Annotated in this window: 18 protein-coding genes; 12 read left to right on the top strand and 6 right to left on the bottom strand. The window is 72.7% G+C overall.

Annotation, left to right across the window (positions count from 1 at the left end):
* The first annotated feature begins 67 nt into the window (after positions 1 to 67).
* Positions 68 to 235: a DUF3117 domain-containing protein gene (locus tag ACQPZZ_RS34755; protein ID WP_076433904.1), complete on the top strand. Its 168-nt coding sequence runs from the start codon at positions 68 to 70 to the stop codon at positions 233 to 235.
* A 77-nt stretch (positions 236 to 312) separates the two neighbouring features.
* Positions 313 to 1,761, top strand: a complete 1,449-nt coding sequence (locus ACQPZZ_RS34750; RefSeq protein ID WP_432926087.1) for a leucyl aminopeptidase — start codon at positions 313 to 315, stop codon at positions 1,759 to 1,761.
* Positions 1,762 to 1,767: 6 nt separating this feature from the next.
* Here the strand turns inward: ACQPZZ_RS34750 and ACQPZZ_RS34745 are convergent, their stop codons facing one another.
* Positions 1,768 to 2,397, bottom strand: a complete 630-nt coding sequence (locus ACQPZZ_RS34745) for an O-methyltransferase (protein ID WP_363646965.1) — start codon at positions 2,395 to 2,397, stop codon at positions 1,768 to 1,770.
* A gap of 185 nt (positions 2,398 to 2,582) precedes the next feature.
* On the opposite strand from ACQPZZ_RS34745, the gene sigE reads away from it, so the two are divergent.
* The 4 genes from sigE to ACQPZZ_RS34725 all read left to right on the top strand — a co-directional run bounded on the left by sigE (position 2,583) and on the right by ACQPZZ_RS34725 (position 5,690).
* Complete coding sequence (gene sigE / locus ACQPZZ_RS34740; protein ID WP_432934646.1) at positions 2,583 to 3,191, top strand: RNA polymerase sigma factor SigE; 609 nt, start codon at positions 2,583 to 2,585, stop codon at positions 3,189 to 3,191.
* Positions 3,188 to 3,751: an anti-sigma factor family protein gene (locus ACQPZZ_RS34735; protein ID WP_363646964.1), complete on the top strand. Its 564-nt coding sequence runs from the start codon at positions 3,188 to 3,190 to the stop codon at positions 3,749 to 3,751. Before sigE ends, ACQPZZ_RS34735 begins: the two co-directional genes overlap by 4 nt.
* Positions 3,752 to 3,870: 119 nt before the next feature.
* Entirely contained in the window at positions 3,871 to 5,235 is a 1,365-nt protein-coding gene (locus ACQPZZ_RS34730; RefSeq protein ID WP_432926084.1) for a S1C family serine protease, read from the top strand.
* Between the two features lie 107 nt (positions 5,236 to 5,342).
* On the top strand, positions 5,343 to 5,690 hold the full coding sequence (locus ACQPZZ_RS34725; protein WP_363646962.1) for a sec-independent translocase: 348 nt from the start codon (positions 5,343 to 5,345) through the stop codon (positions 5,688 to 5,690).
* Between the two features lie 6 nt (positions 5,691 to 5,696).
* Here ACQPZZ_RS34725 and ACQPZZ_RS34720 read toward each other — a convergent pair whose 3' ends face one another.
* Genes ACQPZZ_RS34720 through ACQPZZ_RS34710 form a run of 3 tightly spaced genes read right to left on the bottom strand, consistent with a single transcriptional unit; the run spans position 5,697 to position 8,550 of the window.
* Positions 5,697 to 6,836, bottom strand: a complete 1,140-nt coding sequence (locus ACQPZZ_RS34720; RefSeq protein WP_363646961.1) for an Mrp/NBP35 family ATP-binding protein — start codon at positions 6,834 to 6,836, stop codon at positions 5,697 to 5,699.
* A 17-nt stretch (positions 6,837 to 6,853) separates the two neighbouring features.
* On the bottom strand, positions 6,854 to 7,348 hold the full coding sequence (locus ACQPZZ_RS34715) for a DUF1003 domain-containing protein (RefSeq protein WP_432926081.1): 495 nt from the start codon (positions 7,346 to 7,348) through the stop codon (positions 6,854 to 6,856).
* Entirely contained in the window at positions 7,345 to 8,550 is a 1,206-nt protein-coding gene (locus ACQPZZ_RS34710; protein WP_432926079.1) for a magnesium transporter MgtE N-terminal domain-containing protein, read from the bottom strand. The genes ACQPZZ_RS34715 and ACQPZZ_RS34710 overlap by 4 nt, the downstream gene beginning before the upstream one ends.
* A gap of 85 nt (positions 8,551 to 8,635) precedes the next feature.
* On the opposite strand from ACQPZZ_RS34710, the gene ACQPZZ_RS34705 reads away from it, so the two are divergent.
* Positions 8,636 to 9,580 carry an EamA family transporter gene (locus ACQPZZ_RS34705; RefSeq protein WP_432934644.1) on the top strand — a complete coding sequence of 315 codons (945 nt, stop codon included), beginning with the start codon at positions 8,636 to 8,638 and terminating at the stop codon, positions 9,578 to 9,580.
* A 36-nt stretch (positions 9,581 to 9,616) separates the two neighbouring features.
* Here the strand turns inward: ACQPZZ_RS34705 and ACQPZZ_RS34700 are convergent, their stop codons facing one another.
* Complete coding sequence (locus tag ACQPZZ_RS34700; RefSeq protein ID WP_432926077.1) at positions 9,617 to 9,994, bottom strand: hypothetical protein; 378 nt, start codon at positions 9,992 to 9,994, stop codon at positions 9,617 to 9,619.
* Between the two features lie 35 nt (positions 9,995 to 10,029).
* Here ACQPZZ_RS34700 and ACQPZZ_RS34695 point away from each other — a divergent pair, with 35 nt between their 5' ends.
* The 3 genes from ACQPZZ_RS34695 to ACQPZZ_RS34685 all read left to right on the top strand — a co-directional run bounded on the left by ACQPZZ_RS34695 (position 10,030) and on the right by ACQPZZ_RS34685 (position 15,915).
* Entirely contained in the window at positions 10,030 to 10,968 is a 939-nt protein-coding gene (locus ACQPZZ_RS34695; protein WP_432926075.1) for an HpcH/HpaI aldolase/citrate lyase family protein, read from the top strand.
* 69 nt (positions 10,969 to 11,037) lie between these two features.
* Positions 11,038 to 12,288, top strand: coding sequence for a CPBP family glutamic-type intramembrane protease (locus tag ACQPZZ_RS34690; RefSeq protein ID WP_432926073.1), 1,251 nt, complete (start codon positions 11,038 to 11,040; stop codon positions 12,286 to 12,288).
* 135 nt (positions 12,289 to 12,423) lie between these two features.
* Complete coding sequence (locus ACQPZZ_RS34685) at positions 12,424 to 15,915, top strand: hypothetical protein (protein WP_432926071.1); 3,492 nt, start codon at positions 12,424 to 12,426, stop codon at positions 15,913 to 15,915.
* Here the strand turns inward: ACQPZZ_RS34685 and ACQPZZ_RS34680 are convergent.
* A complete protein-coding gene (locus ACQPZZ_RS34680; protein WP_363646954.1) occupies positions 15,902 to 16,297 on the bottom strand; it encodes an NUDIX hydrolase in 396 nt (131 codons plus the stop codon). The two genes, ACQPZZ_RS34685 and ACQPZZ_RS34680, sit on opposite strands and share 14 nt — an antisense overlap.
* A 72-nt stretch (positions 16,298 to 16,369) precedes the next feature.
* Between ACQPZZ_RS34680 and ACQPZZ_RS34675 the strand changes: the two genes are divergently transcribed.
* Together ACQPZZ_RS34675 and ACQPZZ_RS34670 are read left to right on the top strand one after the other, a co-directional pair.
* Positions 16,370 to 17,014 (top strand): DUF6758 family protein, encoded by a 645-nt coding sequence (locus ACQPZZ_RS34675; RefSeq protein ID WP_363646953.1) that lies wholly within the window; start codon positions 16,370 to 16,372, stop codon positions 17,012 to 17,014.
* 14 nt (positions 17,015 to 17,028) lie between these two features.
* Complete coding sequence (locus ACQPZZ_RS34670) at positions 17,029 to 17,739, top strand: MBL fold metallo-hydrolase (protein ID WP_363646952.1); 711 nt, start codon at positions 17,029 to 17,031, stop codon at positions 17,737 to 17,739.

Here is a 17,739-nt window from a genome sequence, read left to right as displayed (position 1 = left end):
CATCACAGAAACGTGAATACGCCGGTTACCCTCCGGGGCGGCCGACAACGCGGGAAGGGATACACGCATGGCGGCGATGAAGCCGCGGACCGGTGACGGTCCGCTGGAGGTCACCAAGGAAGGACGGGGCATCGTCATGCGGGTCCCTCTCGAAGGTGGCGGCCGACTCGTCGTGGAGCTGTCCGCGGACGAGGCCAGCGCCCTCGGTGATGCGCTCAAGAAGGTGGTCGGCTGATTCGTCAGCCGACCTGTTAGATTCACGGCCCTGGCGGCGGGTGCTCCCGCGCCGGGGCCGCCCTGTTGGAGGTGGACGTGCCCATCGAGACCACGCCGGTCCTCGCCGGTTCCCGCGGTGTCAACGGTCCCCACGGTGCCGGCCCCGCGCCGGACGCCGAGCTGGTGGCCGTGCCTTTCGGCCCTGATCTGGCCCTCGCCCCGGCGCCCTGGCTGGAGCCGCCCGTGCCGGTGGACGCGCTGCTGGCGCACTACGAGGCCAAGGGAGAGCCCGGCGAGGTCGTGGAGATGCCCACCGTCCGGGACGGCGGGGTGCGGCGTGTTCTGCTGTACGGCACCGGCGACGGCTCGGCCGCCGCGCTGCGCAAGGCCGGAGCGGCCGTCGCGAGGCGGGCGAAGGGCCGGGCGTCGCTGTCGGTCGTCGTCCCTTCCGAGGGGGACGCCGCCGCCCTGGTCGAGGGCGCGCTGCTCGCGGCATACACCTTCACCATCGGCAACGGCCGCACGAAGCCGGTGGGCGAGATCGTCTTCGTCGGCGGGGACGAGCGCGACCTGAAGCGCGGCGAGGCGGTCGCGCGGGCCACGGCGCTCGCCCGCGACCTCGTCAACACCCCGTCGTCGGTGAAGACGCCCGCCTGGCTCGCCGAGCAGGCCGTGGCGGTCGCGGCCGAGTCCGGGCTCGGCGTGCGCGTGTGGGAGGAGGCCGAGCTCGGCGAGTTCGGCGGCATCCGGGCGGTGGGGCAGGGGTCGGTGAGCCCGCCCCGGCTGGTCATGCTCTCCTACGCCCCCGAGGGCGCCACGACCCACGTGGTGCTCGCAGGCAAGGGCATCACCTTCGACACCGGCGGCCTGTCCCTGAAGCCCACCGAGGGCATGAAGGCGATGAAGACGGACATGGCGGGCGGAGCCGCCGTCATCGCCGCGATGAGCGCGCTGGCGGCCTTCGAGGTGCCGGTGCGCGTCACCGGCCTCGTGGCATGCGCCGAGAACTCCATCTCCGGATCGGCGCAGCGGCCCGGAGACGTCATCACCCAGTACGGCGGGCGCACGGTCGAGGTGCTGAACACCGACGCCGAGGGCCGTCTCGTGCTGGCCGACGCGCTGGCGTACGCCGACGCCGAGCTGGACCCGGACGTCGTCATCGACATCGCGACGTTGACCGGTGCGGCCAAGGTCGCGCTCGGGCAGTCGGTCGCGGCCGTCTACGCGACCGACGAGTCGCTGGCCGCCGCGCTGACCGGCGCGGGGGAGGCCAGCGGGGAGCGGCTGTGGCGGATGCCGCTGGTCGAGGACTACCGCGCGATGCTCGACTCGGACGTGGCCGACCTGTCCAACATCGACAGGATGAAGTCGGGCGCGGCGGGGTCGATCACCGCGGCGCTGTTCCTGCGCGAGTTCACCGGCGGCCGGCCCTGGGCTCACCTGGACATCGCGGGGCCCGCGCGGGCCGGCTCGGACGAGGCGGAGATCACCAAGGGCGGCACGGGCTTCGGCGTCCGCCTGCTGCTGCGCTACCTGACCGGCTGACGCCGCTCAGGAAAGTTTCACGGCGGCCAGCAGGCCGGAGCCGAGCGGCAGCATCAGCGGGCGCAGCCGCTCGTCGTTCCTGACGAGCTTGCCCAGTTCGCGGATGGCGACCGTGTCGGGGTCGCGCTGCGTGGGGTCGGCCACCTGGTCGTCGCAGAAGGCGTCGCCGAAGACGACGACCCCGCCCCGGCGCAGGAGCCGTACGGACTCGGTGAGGTAGTCGATGTACTCCTGCTTGGCCGCGTCGCAGAAGACCATGTCGTAGCCGCCGTCGGCGAGGCGGGGGAGGACGTCGAGCGCGCGGCCGCCGATGAGGCGGATCCGGCTGCCGGAGAATCCCGCCTCCGCGAACGTCTGGCGAGCCATGCGCTGGTGCTCCGGCTCCACGTCCACGCTCGTGAGCGTGCCGTCCGGGCGCATCCCGCGCAGCAGCCACAGGCCGGAGACTCCGCACCCGGTGCCGACCTCCACCACCGAGCGCGCGTTCACGACGGTGGCGAGGAAGCAGAGCGCCGCTCCGCACCCGGGCAGCATCGGGCGCGCTCCGACCTCGATGCCACGCCGGCGCGCGGTCCGCAGGATGTCGTCCTCCGGGACGAACTCCTCCGCGTACTCCAGGCTGGCCGGTGTCGCCATCGGCCTCTCCCTCCCCTGCTTCATCTTGGTCGCAGCCTAGGGGAGTCGGACCGGAACGGGAACTCACGCCACAACGGGGACGTTGCACGCTTTGAACGGTCTTTGTTCGAGACCGCTCAGCCCGCGGTGCGCAGGAAGGGGCGAAACCAGGCACTATGGCTGTAGCGACGATCCTGCAGAGAGGAATGCCGGTGGACGAGCACGACCACCAGGCGGAGACTTCGGTGTCCGACTGGACGCCTCCCACATGGGAGGAGGTCGTCCGAACTCATTCCACCCGGGTCTACCGGCTGGCCTATCGGCTGACGGGCAACGTCCACGACGCCGAGGACCTCACTCAGGAGGTCTTCGTCCGGGTCTTCCGGTCCCTTTCCAGCTACACCCCGGGCACGTTCGAGGGGTGGCTGCACCGGATCACGACGAACCTCTTCCTCGACATGGCGCGGCGCAAGCAGCGCATCCGCTTCGAGGGGCTCGCGGACGACGCCGCCGAGCGGCTGCACGGCCGCGAGCCGTCCCCGGCGCAGGCGTACGACGACGCGCACCTGGAGCCCGACATCCAGGCCGCGCTCGACGCCCTGGCGCCGGAGTTCCGCGCGGCCGTGGTGCTGTGCGACATCGAGGGACTGTCCTACGAGGAGATCGCCGCGACACTCGGCGTGAAACTCGGCACGGTGCGCAGCCGCATTCACCGCGGCCGCGCCCAACTGCGGGAGGCACTCGACCACCGGGCGCCCTCCGCGAACCGGAACGGCGATCAAACCCCCCCTTCATTCAGCAGGGAGGGACTGTGAGTCATCTTGGCGAGCGCGTCTCCGCGCTCATCGACGGCGAACTCAGTCACAACGAGCGGGAACGCGCCCTCGCGCACCTGACCTTCTGCGCGGACTGCCGTGCGGAGGTCGACGCGATGCGGGCGCTGAAGACACGCCTGCGGTCCATGGATCCGCCCGCCATGCCGGCGGACCTCACCATGTCGCTGCTGCGTATGGCGGAGCCGGGAGGGCCGTTGCCGCCGCGGATGCGGCCCTTTCCCGACCATCCGGCCTTCGGCGCGGGGCGGCTGCCCGGAATGCACGCCGCCGGGCCGATGGACAACCGGCCCCGGGGACGGGACGACGGACGATCGGGCCCGGGGCGGCCCGGCAGGATCAGACGCGCGGGGTACGTCGCCGTGGGAATGGCCGGCGCCGCCGTCGCCCTCGGCACCATGCTCATGGCCGGCGGATCCACAGCCACCCCCAACCCGACGCCCGGGCAGATGTTCGTACAGCACCCCGGCCAGAACAGGGCACCCGTGGTGAGCGTGTCGCCCACCCCGTCACCCAGTGTCACCAGGGGGCTTTCGCGCTGATCGGAGGAATCGGCATACGATCGGACACCACAGCCGTCGTGTGCCGCTTTCCTCATGGTCGCCGGCATGGCCGCCCGGCTGCCAGCGGATGACGCCGTGCGCGAGGAGTGACTGCCGCGATGACCGACAACACGCGACCCTTCGGCGCGTCGGACCGGCCCGAGTTCCTTCCCGCGGGCGAGGAGCCCCCGCAGGGGCCCTCTCAGGAGCCGCCTGCGGGCTCGTGGGGCGCCCCCGGGGAGAGACCGCAGGAGGGGGCACGGGAGGGGGCGCAGGCCGGCCCTCCGCCTCCCACCGGCGCGTACGGCATGGGCCCCGGCTGGGCTCCGCCGCCGCTGTATCCCGTCGTGCCGCCGCGCGAGTCGCGCGGCCCCAACATCGCGCTGTACGCCGCCCTGGCCGTGGTCATCGCGCTCGTGGCGGCGGGGGTGGCGAGCTGGGGGACGTTCCTGCTGACGCGTCCGGCCCCCGGCATCGACCCCGGATACGCGCTGAGCACTCCGTCGAAGCAGCCCACGGCCCGGCCGCCGGAGTCGGTGGCCGGGGTGGCCGCAAAGGTCCTGCCCAGCGTGGTGTCGCTGGAGGTCAAGGGCAACAGCGAGTCCGGCACCGGATCGGGCTTCGTCATCAGGGGCGGCTACATCGTTACGAACAACCATGTCGTGGCCGTCGCGGGACAGGCCGGGGAGATCCGCATCCGCTACAACGACCGCACGTCCTCGGGGGCGCGTGTCGTCGGCCGCGACCCGAACTCCGACATCGCGGTCGTGAAGCCCGACGCGCCCGCCAAGGCGCCGGAGCTGCCCCTCGGCAACTCCGACGGCGCGGTCGTGGGCGACCCGGTCATCGCGGTCGGCTCGCCCCTCGGCCTGAGCGGCACGGTCACCACCGGCATCATCAGCTCGCTCAACCGGCCCGTCGAGGCGGGCGGCAGCACGGGGTCCGACTACGCGCTCATCAACGCGATCCAGACCGACGCCGCCATCAACCCCGGCAACTCGGGCGGCCCCCTGGTCAACACCGCGGGTGAGGTGATCGGGGTGAACTCGGCGATCGCCACGGTCGGCGGCTCCCTGCTGGGCGAGCAGTCCGGCAGCATCGGCCTCGGCTTCGCGATCCCGGTCAACCAGGTGCGCAGGATCGCCCAGGAGCTCATCACCACGGGAACGGCCCGCACCTCCAGGATCGGGATCACGATCGACCAGGGCTACCAGGGCCAGGGGGTGCGGATCGCGACCCGGGCGGAGGCCGGGGCCGCGCCGGTCACGCCGGGCGGCCCGGCCGCGAAGGCGGGCCTGCACGCGGGGGACGTCATCCTGGAGGTCGACGGTCAGCCCGTGAGCGACAGCCGGGAGCTGATCGTGACCATCCGCAGCAAGGCCCCCGGCGACCAGGTGCGAATCAAATTCCGGCACGACGGCGAGATGCGGACGGCCACGGTCACGGTCGGCGCGGCGCCGGCGCCCAGCGCGCGGCCTTCATGAAGCAGGGCCCGTGAAGCAGGGCCCATGAAGCAGGGCGTCCCCTGTCCACAGCTCGGGGCGCGGGCATTAGTCTGATTTCAGCGTCGCACGTGCAGGAGGAGATCGCCATGTTCGGACTCGGCTGGGGGGAGGCCCTGGCACTGGTGGTGATCGCCCTGCTCGTCTTCGGGCCGGAGAAGCTGCCTCAGGCCGCCTCGCAGGCGGGCCGCACGCTCCGGCAGCTCCGGCAGATGGCCAACAACGCGAAGGCGGACCTGCAGGCCAACATGGGGCCCGAGTTCGCCAACTTCGACCCGGCCGACCTCAATCCGAAGAACTTCGTGCGCAAACACCTGCTCGACGACATCGAGAAGGACTGGAACGCCACGCCGGGACTGGAGACGGAGCCGGCGGCCGCCCCCACGCCGGAGCTGGGCGTGGGGGAGATCCCGCCGTACGACAACGAGGCGACCTGATCCGGGTCAGTGCTTGACCGGCGAGATGTCGAGCTTCAGGCCCTTGAGGCTGGTCGGCTTCCTGCCGAGGCCGGACGCGATACGGCGCAGCTCCGCGGCCGCCGGGGCGTCGGGGTCGGTCAGCACGAGCGGCTTGCCCTCGTCGCCGCCCTCACGCAGCCGCATGTCGATCGGCACCTGACCGAGCAGCGGCACGCGCGCGCCCAGCGTGCGGGTGAGCGCGTCGGCCACGGTCTGGCCGCCGCCCTCGCCGAACACCGAGATGCGCTCGTCGCAGTGCGGGCAGGGCAGCCACGCCATGTTCTCGATGACGCCCGCGATCTGCTGGTGGGTCTGGGCGGCGATCGACCCGGCGCGCTCGGCCACCTCGGCGGCGGCCTGCTGCGGGGTCGTCACGACCAGGATCTCGGCCGTGGGCATCCGCTGGGCGACCGAGATCGCGATGTCGCCGGTGCCCGGGGGCAGGTCCATCAGCAGGACGTCGAGGTCGCCCCAGTAGACGTCGGTGAGGAACTGGTAGAGCGCACGGTCGAGCATCGGGCCGCGCCACACCACGGGCGTGTTGCCCTCGGGCTTGAACATGCCGACCGAGATGACCTTGATGTCATGCGCCACCGGCGGCATGATCATGTCCTCGACCTTGGTGGGCCGCTCGCTCACGCCGAGCATGCGCGGCACCGAGTGGCCGTAGATGTCGGCGTCCACGACGCCGACCTTCAGGCCCTGGGCGGCCATCGCCGCGGCGAGGTTCACCGTGACCGACGACTTGCCGACGCCGCCCTTGCCGCTCGCGACCGCGAACACGCGGGTCAGCGAGCCGGGCTTGGCGAAGGGGATCTCCTTCTCCGGCCCGCGGTCGCCGCGCAGCTTCGTCTGTAGTTCCTTGCGCTGCTCCGCGCTCATGACGTCCATGTCCACGTGCACGCGGGACACGCCGTCGATCCGGGACACGGCTCCGGTGACGTCGCGGGTGATGGTGTCCTTCAGCGGACAGCCGGCGACGGTCAGGAGCACGCCAACGCGCACCACCCCGTCGGGGGAGATGTCGACGTTCTTGACCATGCCGAGCTCGGTGATCGGCCGGCGGATCTCCGGATCGTTCACTGTCGCCAGCGCGGCCATGACCAGTTCAGGGGATGGTGCCATGAATCCATGCTATGGACTCAGCGGGGATCCTCAGAACCCGGCCCACGCGATCTAGGCGTATCGGCGCTCAGCTCGTCCTGCAGACGCTGGAGCTCGGAGCGGATGTAGTCGCGCGTGGCGACCTCGCCAAGCGCCATGCGCAGGCCGGCGATCTCCCGGGTGAGGTACTCGATCTCGGCCTGGTTGCGCTCGGCCGTCGTCCTGTCCTGCTCGTACTGGACGCGGTCGCGGTCGGCCTGCCGGTTCTGCGCCAGCAGGATCAGCGGCGCGGCGTACGACGCCTGGAGCGAGAGCATCAGGGTCAGGAAGATGAACGGATAGGGGTCGAACTTGTACGGCGCGAACACGTTCCACAGCAACCACACCCCGACGAACACGGTCATGTAGACGATGAACCGTGCCGTGCCGAGGAAGCGCGCGAACCGTTCCGAGAACTCGCCGAACGCCTCGGGATCGTAGTAGATCCGCAGCCGGGGGGTCAGCTCGCGCGGCTGATCGAGGCGTTCTGTCATGGGCGTTCCCGCCAGTCCTCCGGCAGCATGTGGTCCAGCACGTCGTCGACGGTCACCGCGCCGAGCAGCCGGCACAGCTCGTCCACGACGGGGACCGCGACCAGGTTGTAGGTGGCGAGGTAGGCCGCCACCTCGTGCACGGTGAGTTCGGGCCTGATCGGGTCCACGGTGATGTCTATCACGCTGCCGAGCAGCGTCGACGGCGGCTCCCGCAGCAGGCGCTGGAAATGCGCCACCCCCAGGAAGCGCCCGGTCGGCGTCTCGCTCGGCGGGCGGGTGACGTACACCTGGGCGGCGATGGCGGGGGGCCGCTCCTCCTGGCGGATGTGCGCGAGGGCCTCGGCCACGGTCGAGGTCGGCGGGAGGATCACCGGCTCGGTCGTCATCATGCCGCCGGCGGTGAACTCGTCGTAGGTCAGCAGCCGCCGGACCGGCGCGGCCTCCTCCGGCACCATGAGCCGCAGCAGCCCCTCGGCCTGCTCGGCGGGCAGCTCCTGCAGCAGGTCGGCGGCGTCGTCCGGGCTCATCTCTTCAAGCACGTCGGCGGCGCGCTCGCGGTGCAGCCTGCTCAGCACGAGCACCTGGTCGCGCTCGGGCAGCTCCTCCAGCACGTCGGCGAGCCGGTCGTCGTCCAGGGCCGCGGCGACCTCGGCCATCCGCTTGCTGGGCAGCTCGTGCAGCATGTTCGCGAGGTCGGCCGGGCGCAGCGCCTCGAAGACGGCGAGCAGGTTGGCCGCGCCCTGGTCCTTCTGGATCCCCGTGAAGCCGCTGACCTCGTCCCAGTCCACGATCAGCGTCTCGCCCCTGCGCCGGCTCCCGCGGCGTACCGCGACCTTTGTGATGAGCCAGTCGGACGGCCGGGGCTGCTCCATGGCCAGGTCCTGCACGGTCACCCGCTGGCCCTTGTACTCGACGACGCGGTCGAGCATCTCCCCGATGGCCAGCGTCTCGGCGTCCCGGCACTCGAACCTGCGCATGTTGAGCTTGCCGGTGAAGATGACGGCGCGGGCCTCGATGCCGGTGACCCTCGTGATCGGCAGGAAGACCCGGCGGCGTGGCTGGACCTCGACGACGAAGCCGTGGACCCGGGGGAGCAGCGGTCCTCGCAGCGAGACGACGACGTCCCGGATCCGGCCGATCTGGTCGCCGGCCGGGTCGAAGACCGCCAGCCCCGTCAGGCGGGCCACGAAGATCCGATCCACTCTGTCAGGTTACGCAAGGATGCGGACCGCTCCGGGTTATGACAGGATCAAAGCCGTTTATTGGTAATTACATGGGCAGGTGACGATGAGGGCTGTCAGCCTGGCGATCGCGGGCGTCTCGGCCTTCTGCTTCGGGTTCTCCGGACCGATGGCGAAGATCATCGGCATTGCGGGGCTCACGCCGCTGGAGGCCGTGTGGATCCGCATGGCGGGGGCCGGGGTGCTCCTGCTGGCGGTCCTGGCCGCCGTCAGGCCGCGCGCGCTGCGCATCCCCCGCGACCGCCTGCTGTTCTTCGCGGCGTACGCCGTGGTCGCCGTGGCCGCCGTGCAGGCCCTGTATTTCGTGGCCATCACCCGGCTGCCGGTCGGCGTCGCGCTGCTAATCGAGTACACCTCGCCGGTGATGGTGGTCCTGTGGGTGCGGTTCGTCCGGCGCGTACGACTGCCGCGCTCGGCCTACCTGGGGGCGCTGATCGCGATCGTCGGCCTGGCGATCGTCGTGCAGGTCTGGGAGGGGCTGCGCCTCGACGCGCTCGGGCTGCTGCTCGCTCTGATCGCCGCCGCCTGCTGCGCTGGATATTTCCTGATGAGCGACTCATTCGGGGACGATGTGGACAGCCTTGGCCTGATCGGCTGGGGCATGCTCGGCTCGGCGGTGGTCCTGCTGCCCGTCTCCAGGCCCTGGAACATCGACTGGCCCGCCTTCACCCGCGCCGTCGAGGTCTCCGGGCACACGGTCCCCGTCGCCGCGGCCGGTGTGGTGCTGGTCGTGGTGGCCACCGTGATCGCGTACACGACCGGGGTGACCGCCGTGCGGCGGCTGTCGGCCGCGGTCGGCGCGACGGTCGCGTCGGTGGAGGTCATCGCGGGAGCGGTGATCGCCTGGGTGCTGCTCGGCGAGCGTCTGGGAGCCGCCCAGATCACCGGAGGCGTGATCGTCCTCGCCGGGGCCCTGCTGGCCCAGACCGCGACCGTACGGCTCGGCCCGGAGCACCACGCCGCCGAGGTGGCCGAGACCGTACGCGCCTGAGCGTTCAGGTGCCGGCCGGATCAGTTGCCGGGGGGTTCAGGTGCGGGGGACGAGCCGTACGACGGTGGACCGCTCGGCCCAGCGGGCGGTCAGGCCGGCGGCGTCGCGGGCGTTGAGACGCTCCTTGGCCAGCGCGGCCACGGCCTCGGGGGAGGCCGCCTGGTCCACCACCTCGGCGACGGCCGGGAAACGGACGAGTTCGGCGCCGTTGTCCTTGCTGCGCAGCACGACCTCGATCTCACCCCGCCCGGCCGCGATCCCGGACAGGCCGGGCAGGGACTGCTCCTCGCCGCCGGTCACCACGTAGACCGCGCCGTCGTGCCAGACATGCCAGGCCAGCCGCGGTCCGGACGGCAGGCCGAGCCACAGCACATTGGACTTCTTCGCGCCCTCTTCGATCACCGACAGGGTCATGAGGGACAGCCTATGCACCGCGCTACCGTTGGCCCATGCGCGCTCGACGTTCGTGCCTGGCGGTGCCCGGCAGCAACCCGCGTTTCCTGGAGAAGGCCCAGGGCCTCGCCGCCGACGAGATCTTCCTCGACCTGGAGGACTCCGTCGCCCCCGGCGCCAAGGACGAGGCGCGCCGCAACGTCGTCGCCGCGCTCAGGGAGGGCGACTGGACGGGGAGGACGGTCGTCGTCCGGGTCAACGACCTCACCACCCGGTGGACCTACCGGGACGTCATCGACGTCGTCGAGGGCGCGGGCGACCGGCTCGACTGCCTCATGCTGCCGAAGGTCTCCGACGCCTCCCACGTGGCCTGGCTCGACACCCTCCTCGGCCAGATCGAGCGGGCCACCGGCCTGCCCGAGGGCGGCATCGGCATCGAGGCGCAGATCGAGGACGCCCGGGGCCTGGTCAATGTGGACGACATCGCGGCATCCTCGCCCCGGCTGGAGACGCTGGTCTTCGGCCCCGCCGACTTCATGGCCTCGATCGGCATGCGCACGCTGACCGTGGGCGAGCAGCCCCCCGGCTACGGCGAAGGGGACGCCTACCACTACATCCTCATGCGCATCCTGATGGCCGCACGCGCGCACGGCCTCCAGGCGATCGACGGGCCGTACCTGCAGATCCGCGACCTGGACGGCTTCCGCCGGGTGGCGATGCGCTCGGCCGCGCTGGGGTTCGACGGCAAGTGGGTGCTCCACCCGTCGCAGGTGGAGGCGGCCAACGAGGTCTTCTCTCCGTCGCAGAAGGACTACGACCACGCCGAGCTCATCCTCGACGCGTACGAGTACCACACGACGGTCGAGAAGCGGGGCGCGGTCATGCTGGGGGACGAGATGATCGACGAGGCGTCGCGGAAGATGGCCCTGGTGGTGGCCGCGAAGGGCCGTGCCGCCGGCCTTTCCCGCTCCAGCGCCTTCAGCCCGCCCAGCTGATCGCCCGCGGCAGGGCACAGGGCCGGGGGCGTCGCGCGAGGGCGGGCGGGGGACGCGAAGAATGGACACATGAACGAACCACAGCCGGATCCGGCCGTCCCCTCCCCGCCGGCCACGCCGCCGGGCCTGCACCAGGCGCCGGGCCCGGATCAGGCCGGCGGAGCGACTCAGATGCCCGGTCCCTACCTGGCGCCAGGGCCGTACGCGGGAGGGACGGCCTGGCCTGCCGGCCCGCCGCAGCCGCTGCCGCACCCGGCGATCGGGCCCCAGCCCTGGTCCCGGGGACAGCGGCAACAGCCCGGCGGGTGGCCGCCGGGCGCGTACCAGGGGCCTCATCCCGGGCAGTATCCGGGGCAGTACCAGGGGCCTTATCCCGGGCAGTATCCGGGGCCCTATCCGTGGGGGCCGCCTCCGCGTACCCGCTGGGACGTCCCGCCCCCGCCCGGCACCCGTTACGACCGGCTGGCCCGTACGCCGTTGCACCGCTGGTGGCGGCCGATCGCCGGGACCGCGGCGATCATCGTGGCCTTCCTGGCGCTCTCGATCGTCGTCGGGCTGGTGGCCTTCCTGGTCTCGCTGGTCACCGGCGTGCCCATGGTGCGGACGGGGACCCGGCTGTTCGCCGACCCCGTCCTCGACCTCGGATTCCAGCTGGGGGTCATCGCGCTGCTGCTGCCGCTGGTGCTCGGGGCGGCGTGGCTGTTCCAGCGAAGACCGCCGGGGTCGCTGTCGTCGGTGGCCCTGCGGCTGCGGTGGCGGTGGCTGGGGGCCTGCCTGCTGGTCGCGCTGGTGGCGGTCGTGCTCGGTCAGGCGGTCGAGGCGGTGACGCTGATGTCCGCCGGGGTGGATCCCGGATTCCGCTGGGCGGGCTGGGAGCGGTTCCTTCCGGCCATCATCGTGATCCTGCTGCTGGTGCCGTTCCAGTCGGCGGCCGAGGAGTACGCCTACCGCGGGTGGATCATCCAGGGGTTCGGGGCGTACCTGCGTAATCCGTGGCCGGCGATCGTGGTGGGAGCGGCGGCCTTCGCCGCCTCACACGGGTACACGGGCTGGGGAATCGTCTACGTCTTCGCGTTCGGCATGCTCATGGGGTGGCTGGCGGTCCGGACCGGCGGGCTGGAGGCGCCGATCGCCCTGCACGCGACCAACAACATCGTGGCGTTCGGAGTCGTCGCGGCCTCCGGGGACATGGGCAGCGCGATGGAACAGGGCGAGGTGCCGTGGGAGGCGCTGATCGGATCGGCCGTCCAGTTCGCGGTTTTCGGCATTGGCGTGCTGATAATCGCCCGAAAGTGGGCAATTCAGACCCTCTCCCGATAAATCTCACTAGAGAGGTATGGTCCGCGGGCTCTTCCCGTGTTGCTCTGTATCCGTGATGGGGTATCACTGTGATCGCTTTGCCGTACCACAGGTGGAACGGTCCGGATCGACCCCTCCGGGGAGGAGGTACTGACCGTGGCCTCGGGCCCCCACGAGCGCGACCGCCGGCGCGCCGCCGACGAGCAGGACGCGCCGGGTGCGCGGGAGTCGCGACGCCCTGCGGCGACCCCTCCCACGCCCCCGTCCGCCTCCCTGCCCCCGCCGGAGCTGCACCACCGGCCGCCCGCCCCGTCACCGTGGGCGCTGCCTCCGTTCGCCGCCCCCATACCTGAGGACGCCGTACCCGAGGACGCGGGCGGCCCGGACTTACACGACCCGGACTTACGCGGCCCGGACTTACGCGGCGGCCAGCCGGGCGGCGGCCGGGATCGGCCCGCGGACCCGTCCGCCGCGCCGGACGCCTGGGCGCCGCGCCCCACGACGGACGACCCACGCGACCGCGGTCCCCGGGCCGGGCGCAGGCCGTACGCGGCGCCCTACGAAACAGGGGAGCACGGAACAGGGGAGCAGGGGACGCCGGAACCGCGCCACAGCCGCTCCACCCCACGAAGTCCCGGAGATCCCGGTGAGCCGGGCGACGCGGGGCCGCCCGGCCCCGCGCCCACCTCCACGACCTGGCACGGCGAGGGTGCCAGGTCGGCGGGGGAGGCGGCGCCCCCGCCGCATGAGGAGGGCCGGCCCCGCCGGATCGTGAACCGGCCGGACAAGCTGGTCGCCTCCGGCCCGCCCCGGCCGAGGCGTGCCCAGATTCCGCGGGAGAACCCGGACGGGCCGGGCGCCCCCGAGATCGACACTCCCCTGTCGAGGCCGCTGCGCGAGCAGGCCCCCGGCGATCAGGAACGCGGCGATCAGGAACGCGACGATCAGGATCGCGGCGAGCGGGGGGAGCACGTCTGGGCGCACACGCCGCCCGAGCCCGCCTCGCGTCACGGCCTCGGGTGGCCGTACGAGCCCGCGGAGCCGCGTGAGGCCGGGGAGTCCGGCGGCATCCGCATGAGCCCCGAGATTCCGGTCGAGCCCGAGCCCGAGCACGGGCCCGAGCACGAGGGGGGGCCGGGGAGCCGCCAGGATGAGCCGGTCGAGCGCATCGGGCGCCCGCCCGGGGGCCGTCCGGCCCGGCGCGACGTGCTCGTGGCCGCCGGCCCGCCCCGGCCGGGCGGCGGACGCCGCCACAGGCGGGTGCTGCCGGTCCGGCGGTTCTCCCCCCGGTTACCCGTACGGCTTCCCCGGCTGGTTCCCGCGGCGGTGGTCGCCGTGGTCCTCGTCGCGGCCGCCGCGCTGGGCGTGGCCGTCGTCAGGTGGTGGACCGGCGGCCCGTCCACGGCCGGGCTGCGCCTCGCCGCCGGCGACGGCCAGTCGGGCGACGCGGCGTTCTCCGCGCCCGGCCTGCCGGGCAACGGCTCCAGCCAGGTGCTCAACGCGTTCGCGGCGGACGGCGCGACGGTGGTGGCGGCGGGCAGCGACACGACGAGCCCTCTCGCCCGGCCGCTGTTCCTCGTGTCCGCCGACGGCGGTGAGCACTGGCAGACGGGCCGGGTGGCCGACGCTCCGGGGTACGAGTCCGCGCCCGGTGCGGTCGGCAGGGTCGCGGGCGGCGACGGCCGCTGGCTCGCCGTCGGAACCGACGCGCCCGGCTCCGTGGGCCCGGCCTCGCGCGGCATGTGGGTCTCCTCCGACGGCCGGTCCTGGACGGCGGTGGACCCCGCCAGGCTGACCGCGTTCTGGAGCCAGGACAGGATCACCGACGTGGCGCGGACCGCGACCGGTTTCCTGGCCGTGGGCGCCACGACCCTGCGTGACGGCACGGCGGGCCCGGTCGCCTGGACGTCACGCGACGGCGTCGGCTGGACGAGGGTGGACACCGACCAGATCGGCACCCCCGACAAGGTCCGCACCATGCGGGCGGTGGCCGCCCGAGGCGACCGGGTGGTGGCACTGGCCGACGCGGGCTCCGACAACCAGGGCTCCGACAACCAGGGCTCCGGCGACTCGACCTCGATCGTCCTTCGCTCCGACGACGGCGGCCGCACCTGGTTGCGTACGGCCGCGGCCCTGGCGGGCGTACGGCCGGAGCCCGGCGCGCTGGCCGCCACCGGCAAGGGCTTCGTGCTCGTGCCGACCCGGCAGAAGTCGGACGGCGGCGAGGTCCGGGTCTACTGCTCCCCGGAGGGCGCCGAATGGACCCAGTGCGGCACGATCGGGCCGCTCGGCGCGGAGGGGACGGGCGTGCGCGGCCTGGCCGCGTCGGCGGCGGGTGTCGCGGCGGTCGCCGAGTCGGCCTGGGAACGGTACGCCGTCTACACCAGCCAGGACGGGCACAAGTGGACCAGGAGCGCCGACCTCGGCGACATCCCCGGGACGCTGCGCGGGCTGGCCGTCACCGACGCCGGGGTCCTCGTGGCGGGCGGCGACAAGCGCGGGCCGGGCGACGTCGAGAACCTGCCCGTGCTGATCACCGCGGGGAAAGGCGAGGCGGCCCGCGCCGTGCCGCTCAAGGGGATCGCCGGACTCAACCGGATGGCCAGGGACATCGCGGACGTCGCCGCCGCCGGAGGCGCGTTCGTCGCCGTGGGCTCGGCCAACGGCGACGCCGCGATCTGGACGAGCGGCAACAACGGAGCCAACTGGAAGGACGCGGCGTTCCCCGACCTGCTGGGCGGGCCGGGACGCCAGGCGCTCGGCGGCGTGGCGCACGGACCCAGGGGATGGCTGGCCGTCGGCAGCACGACGACCGACCCGGCGGTGACCCGGCCGCTGCTGGTCACCTCGGCCGACGGGAAGAGCTGGCGGCCCGGTCCCGCGATCGAGGTGCCCGCGGGCCACTTCCTGCTCGCGCCGGGCGTGGTGGCCGCCGGGCCGAAGGGCTACGTCCTGGCGGGGGAGGACCGGTCCGCGACCGGGACGCTGCCCGCCCTGTGGTTCAGCCCCGACCTCAAGCGGTTCACCCGTTCCGCGCCGGGCAGCATGCCGGCCGGAGGGGCGGGCGTGCGCCTGCACGACGTCACGGCGACGCCCCACGGGTTCATGGCGGTCGGCGGGTCCGGCACCGCCGACCGCGAGACGGGAGTGGCCTGGGTCTCCTCCGACGGGCTCAACTGGAACGCGCGCGGCCGGATCCTGCCGCCGGACGCGACCTCGGCCGGGCTGCGCCACGTGGCCGTGACCGAGGCCGGCGTGGTGGTCGTCGGCACCGCGATGACCGAGGACGGCCCCCGCCCGTTCTCCGCGCTGTCCACCGACGACGGCGCGAGCTGGGAGTACGGCACGCTGCCCGCCGACGCCGCCGCCTCGGTGCTCGACGTCACCGCGACCGGGCGGGGACTGGTCGCCGTCGGATCACACCGGTCGTCGGCGGAGGACGGTGAGGGCGACAGCGCGGCCTGGGTCTCCGAGAACGGAGTCGACTGGTCGCGCCAGGCGCTCACCCAGGACGGCCTCGGCGGTCAGGGATCGCAGTGGCTGGGGGCGGTGGCGGTGTCCGGTGACAGGGTCGTGGCCGTCGGCAGATCGGCCGGGTCCGCCGATGATCATTTGACGATCTGGCGCAGCACGGTCACACGGCGATGATCCCCCATGCGGTGAGGGCGTCGGCGAGGCCGTCGGTCAACGGGAGCCGTGCCAGATCGGACGGCGCCCACCAGCCGGCGTCGGCGGCGTCGTCCCCGGCGACCGGCACGCCCGAGGCCGTCGCGACGTAGTCGTGGATCTCGTATGTCGCGCCGCCGGGAGCGGGCCGCAGCACGGTTCCCGCGAGCCGCACGACGGTGACGTCGAGGCCGGTCTCCTCGCGCAGCTCGCGGCGCAGCGCCTGCTCATCGGTCTCGCCGGGCTCGACCCTGCCGCCCGGCAGCGACCACAGCCCCTCGCCGGGAGGGCGGCCCCGCCGCACCAGCAGGAGACGCCCCTCGGCGTCGGCGACGATCGCCCCCACACATCTGATGCACCGCACATCACCAAGATTACGACTAGATAACGGGCAGACTCTTGACGTATGGACATCACGGAAGCACCGTGAATATTTGTGAGAACCGCGCCAACTTGTCCGCGGTGCTTCGGGCCGCTGCACGAACCTAACGTCTGGTCGAGTTCCTGGCGTTGTGACGCCCACGGGGACGTCCTGCCCCTCCAGCCGCCCCGGCGGCCCTCGCAGGCCGCTCTGGAGGCCCTGTGCGAGGCGGCCAGGGTGCCCGTCTGGCTCCCGTGGCCGCTCCCTTCCGGATGGCTGGTGACCGGCTTCGCCGAGGTGGGTGACGAGCGCACCGGTGTCAGGGCGAGCGTCGTCGCGCTCGCCGGCCCGTCGGTCACCCACGGTCCCGCCGACATGCTCCTCATCGCGGAAGAACCCGGCATCGGTCTCGGCGCCGCGTACGCCGGGCTGCCGGGCCCGGACCCCGGCGCGGGCTTCGACGCCGGGCCGCCGCACGCCAAGATCGACGCGCGTGGCCATCCGACGGCGCTGTGGTGCGCGGGGCGGGGAGTGCCGGGGGACCGGGCCGTCTACGTGGGCGAGGCCCTCGGCAACTGGCTGTGGACGGTCGCCTGGCCGGTCGAGGCCGGCTGCTTCATCGCGCTGGCCAACCTGTCGCTGCGCGACCTGCGGGACCAGGACCAGGCGCTCGACCTGCCCTTCGGCGCCTTCTCGCCGCGTTTGGACGGAGAGGGATAGTAAGGTTCTGAGCCGTGACAGCGCGTATCGAACGAGTGGTGAGCTCGGGCCTGGTGGACATCGAGGGCGACGAGCACAAGGTCGAGAACAACACCTGGATCGTGGGCGACGACGACGAGGTGATCGTCATCGATCCGGCGCGGGACGCCGACAAGATCCTTGAGAAGGTCGGCGACCGCGAGGTCCTCGCCGTCATCTGCACCCACGGCCTGCCCGACCACGTGGGCGCCGCGATCGAGGTGGCGGCCAGGGACGAGGCCGTGATCGCGGTGCACCCCAAGGACAAGCGCCTGTGGCGGCAGACCTGGGAGGAGACCTGGCCCGACATCGACATGGAGGACGAGGGACTGTTCTCCGTGGCCGACGTCGAGCTGGAGGTGCTCTCCACGCCGGGTGTCACGCCGGGCGGGGTCTCGCTCTACTGCGAGGGCCTCGGCGCGGTCTTCACCGGCAAGACCCTGCTCATGGACGGCCCCGGCAAGCTCGGCGGGGAGTACCCCGCGCTCGCCGACCAGCTCACCTCGATCGGCGAGCGGCTGTTCACGCTGCCGCACGAGACGAGGGTGCTGCCCGCGCACGGCGAGGAGGGCAAGATCGGCGACCTGGAGCCCGAGTTCGACCGCTGGCTGTCGGGGTCGCTGACCGGCGCCCAGGAGGCCGACCCGGCGATGCCGCTCGTGGACGGCACCGCGGCGTCCGGCATCACGCTGAACCTCGACGAGTAG

It is taken from the genome of Microbispora sp. CA-135349 (assembly GCF_050947365.1).
In the GTDB taxonomy this organism is placed as follows: domain Bacteria; phylum Actinomycetota; class Actinomycetes; order Streptosporangiales; family Streptosporangiaceae; genus Microbispora.
This window is presented reverse-complemented; position numbering and strand designations above follow the sequence as displayed.

Coding starts and splice junctions, on each gene's coding strand:
- ACQPZZ_RS34755 (WP_076433904.1), top strand. CDS start 68: ATGGCGGCGATGAAGCCGCGGACCGGTGACGGTCCGCTGGAGGTCACC.
- ACQPZZ_RS34745 (WP_363646965.1), bottom strand. CDS start 2,397: ATGGCGACACCGGCCAGCCTGGAGTACGCGGAGGAGTTCGTCCCGGAG.
- sigE (WP_432934646.1), top strand. CDS start 2,583: ATGCCGGTGGACGAGCACGACCACCAGGCGGAGACTTCGGTGTCCGAC.
- ACQPZZ_RS34730 (WP_432926084.1), top strand. CDS start 3,871: ATGACCGACAACACGCGACCCTTCGGCGCGTCGGACCGGCCCGAGTTC.
- ACQPZZ_RS34725 (WP_363646962.1), top strand. CDS start 5,343: ATGTTCGGACTCGGCTGGGGGGAGGCCCTGGCACTGGTGGTGATCGCC.
- ACQPZZ_RS34720 (WP_363646961.1), bottom strand. CDS start 6,836: ATGGCACCATCCCCTGAACTGGTCATGGCCGCGCTGGCGACAGTGAAC.
- ACQPZZ_RS34715 (WP_432926081.1), bottom strand. CDS start 7,348: ATGACAGAACGCCTCGATCAGCCGCGCGAGCTGACCCCCCGGCTGCGG.
- ACQPZZ_RS34705 (WP_432934644.1), top strand. CDS start 8,636: ATGAGGGCTGTCAGCCTGGCGATCGCGGGCGTCTCGGCCTTCTGCTTC.
- ACQPZZ_RS34700 (WP_432926077.1), bottom strand. CDS start 9,994: ATGACCCTGTCGGTGATCGAAGAGGGCGCGAAGAAGTCCAATGTGCTG.
- ACQPZZ_RS34695 (WP_432926075.1), top strand. CDS start 10,030: ATGCGCGCTCGACGTTCGTGCCTGGCGGTGCCCGGCAGCAACCCGCGT.
- ACQPZZ_RS34690 (WP_432926073.1), top strand. CDS start 11,038: ATGAACGAACCACAGCCGGATCCGGCCGTCCCCTCCCCGCCGGCCACG.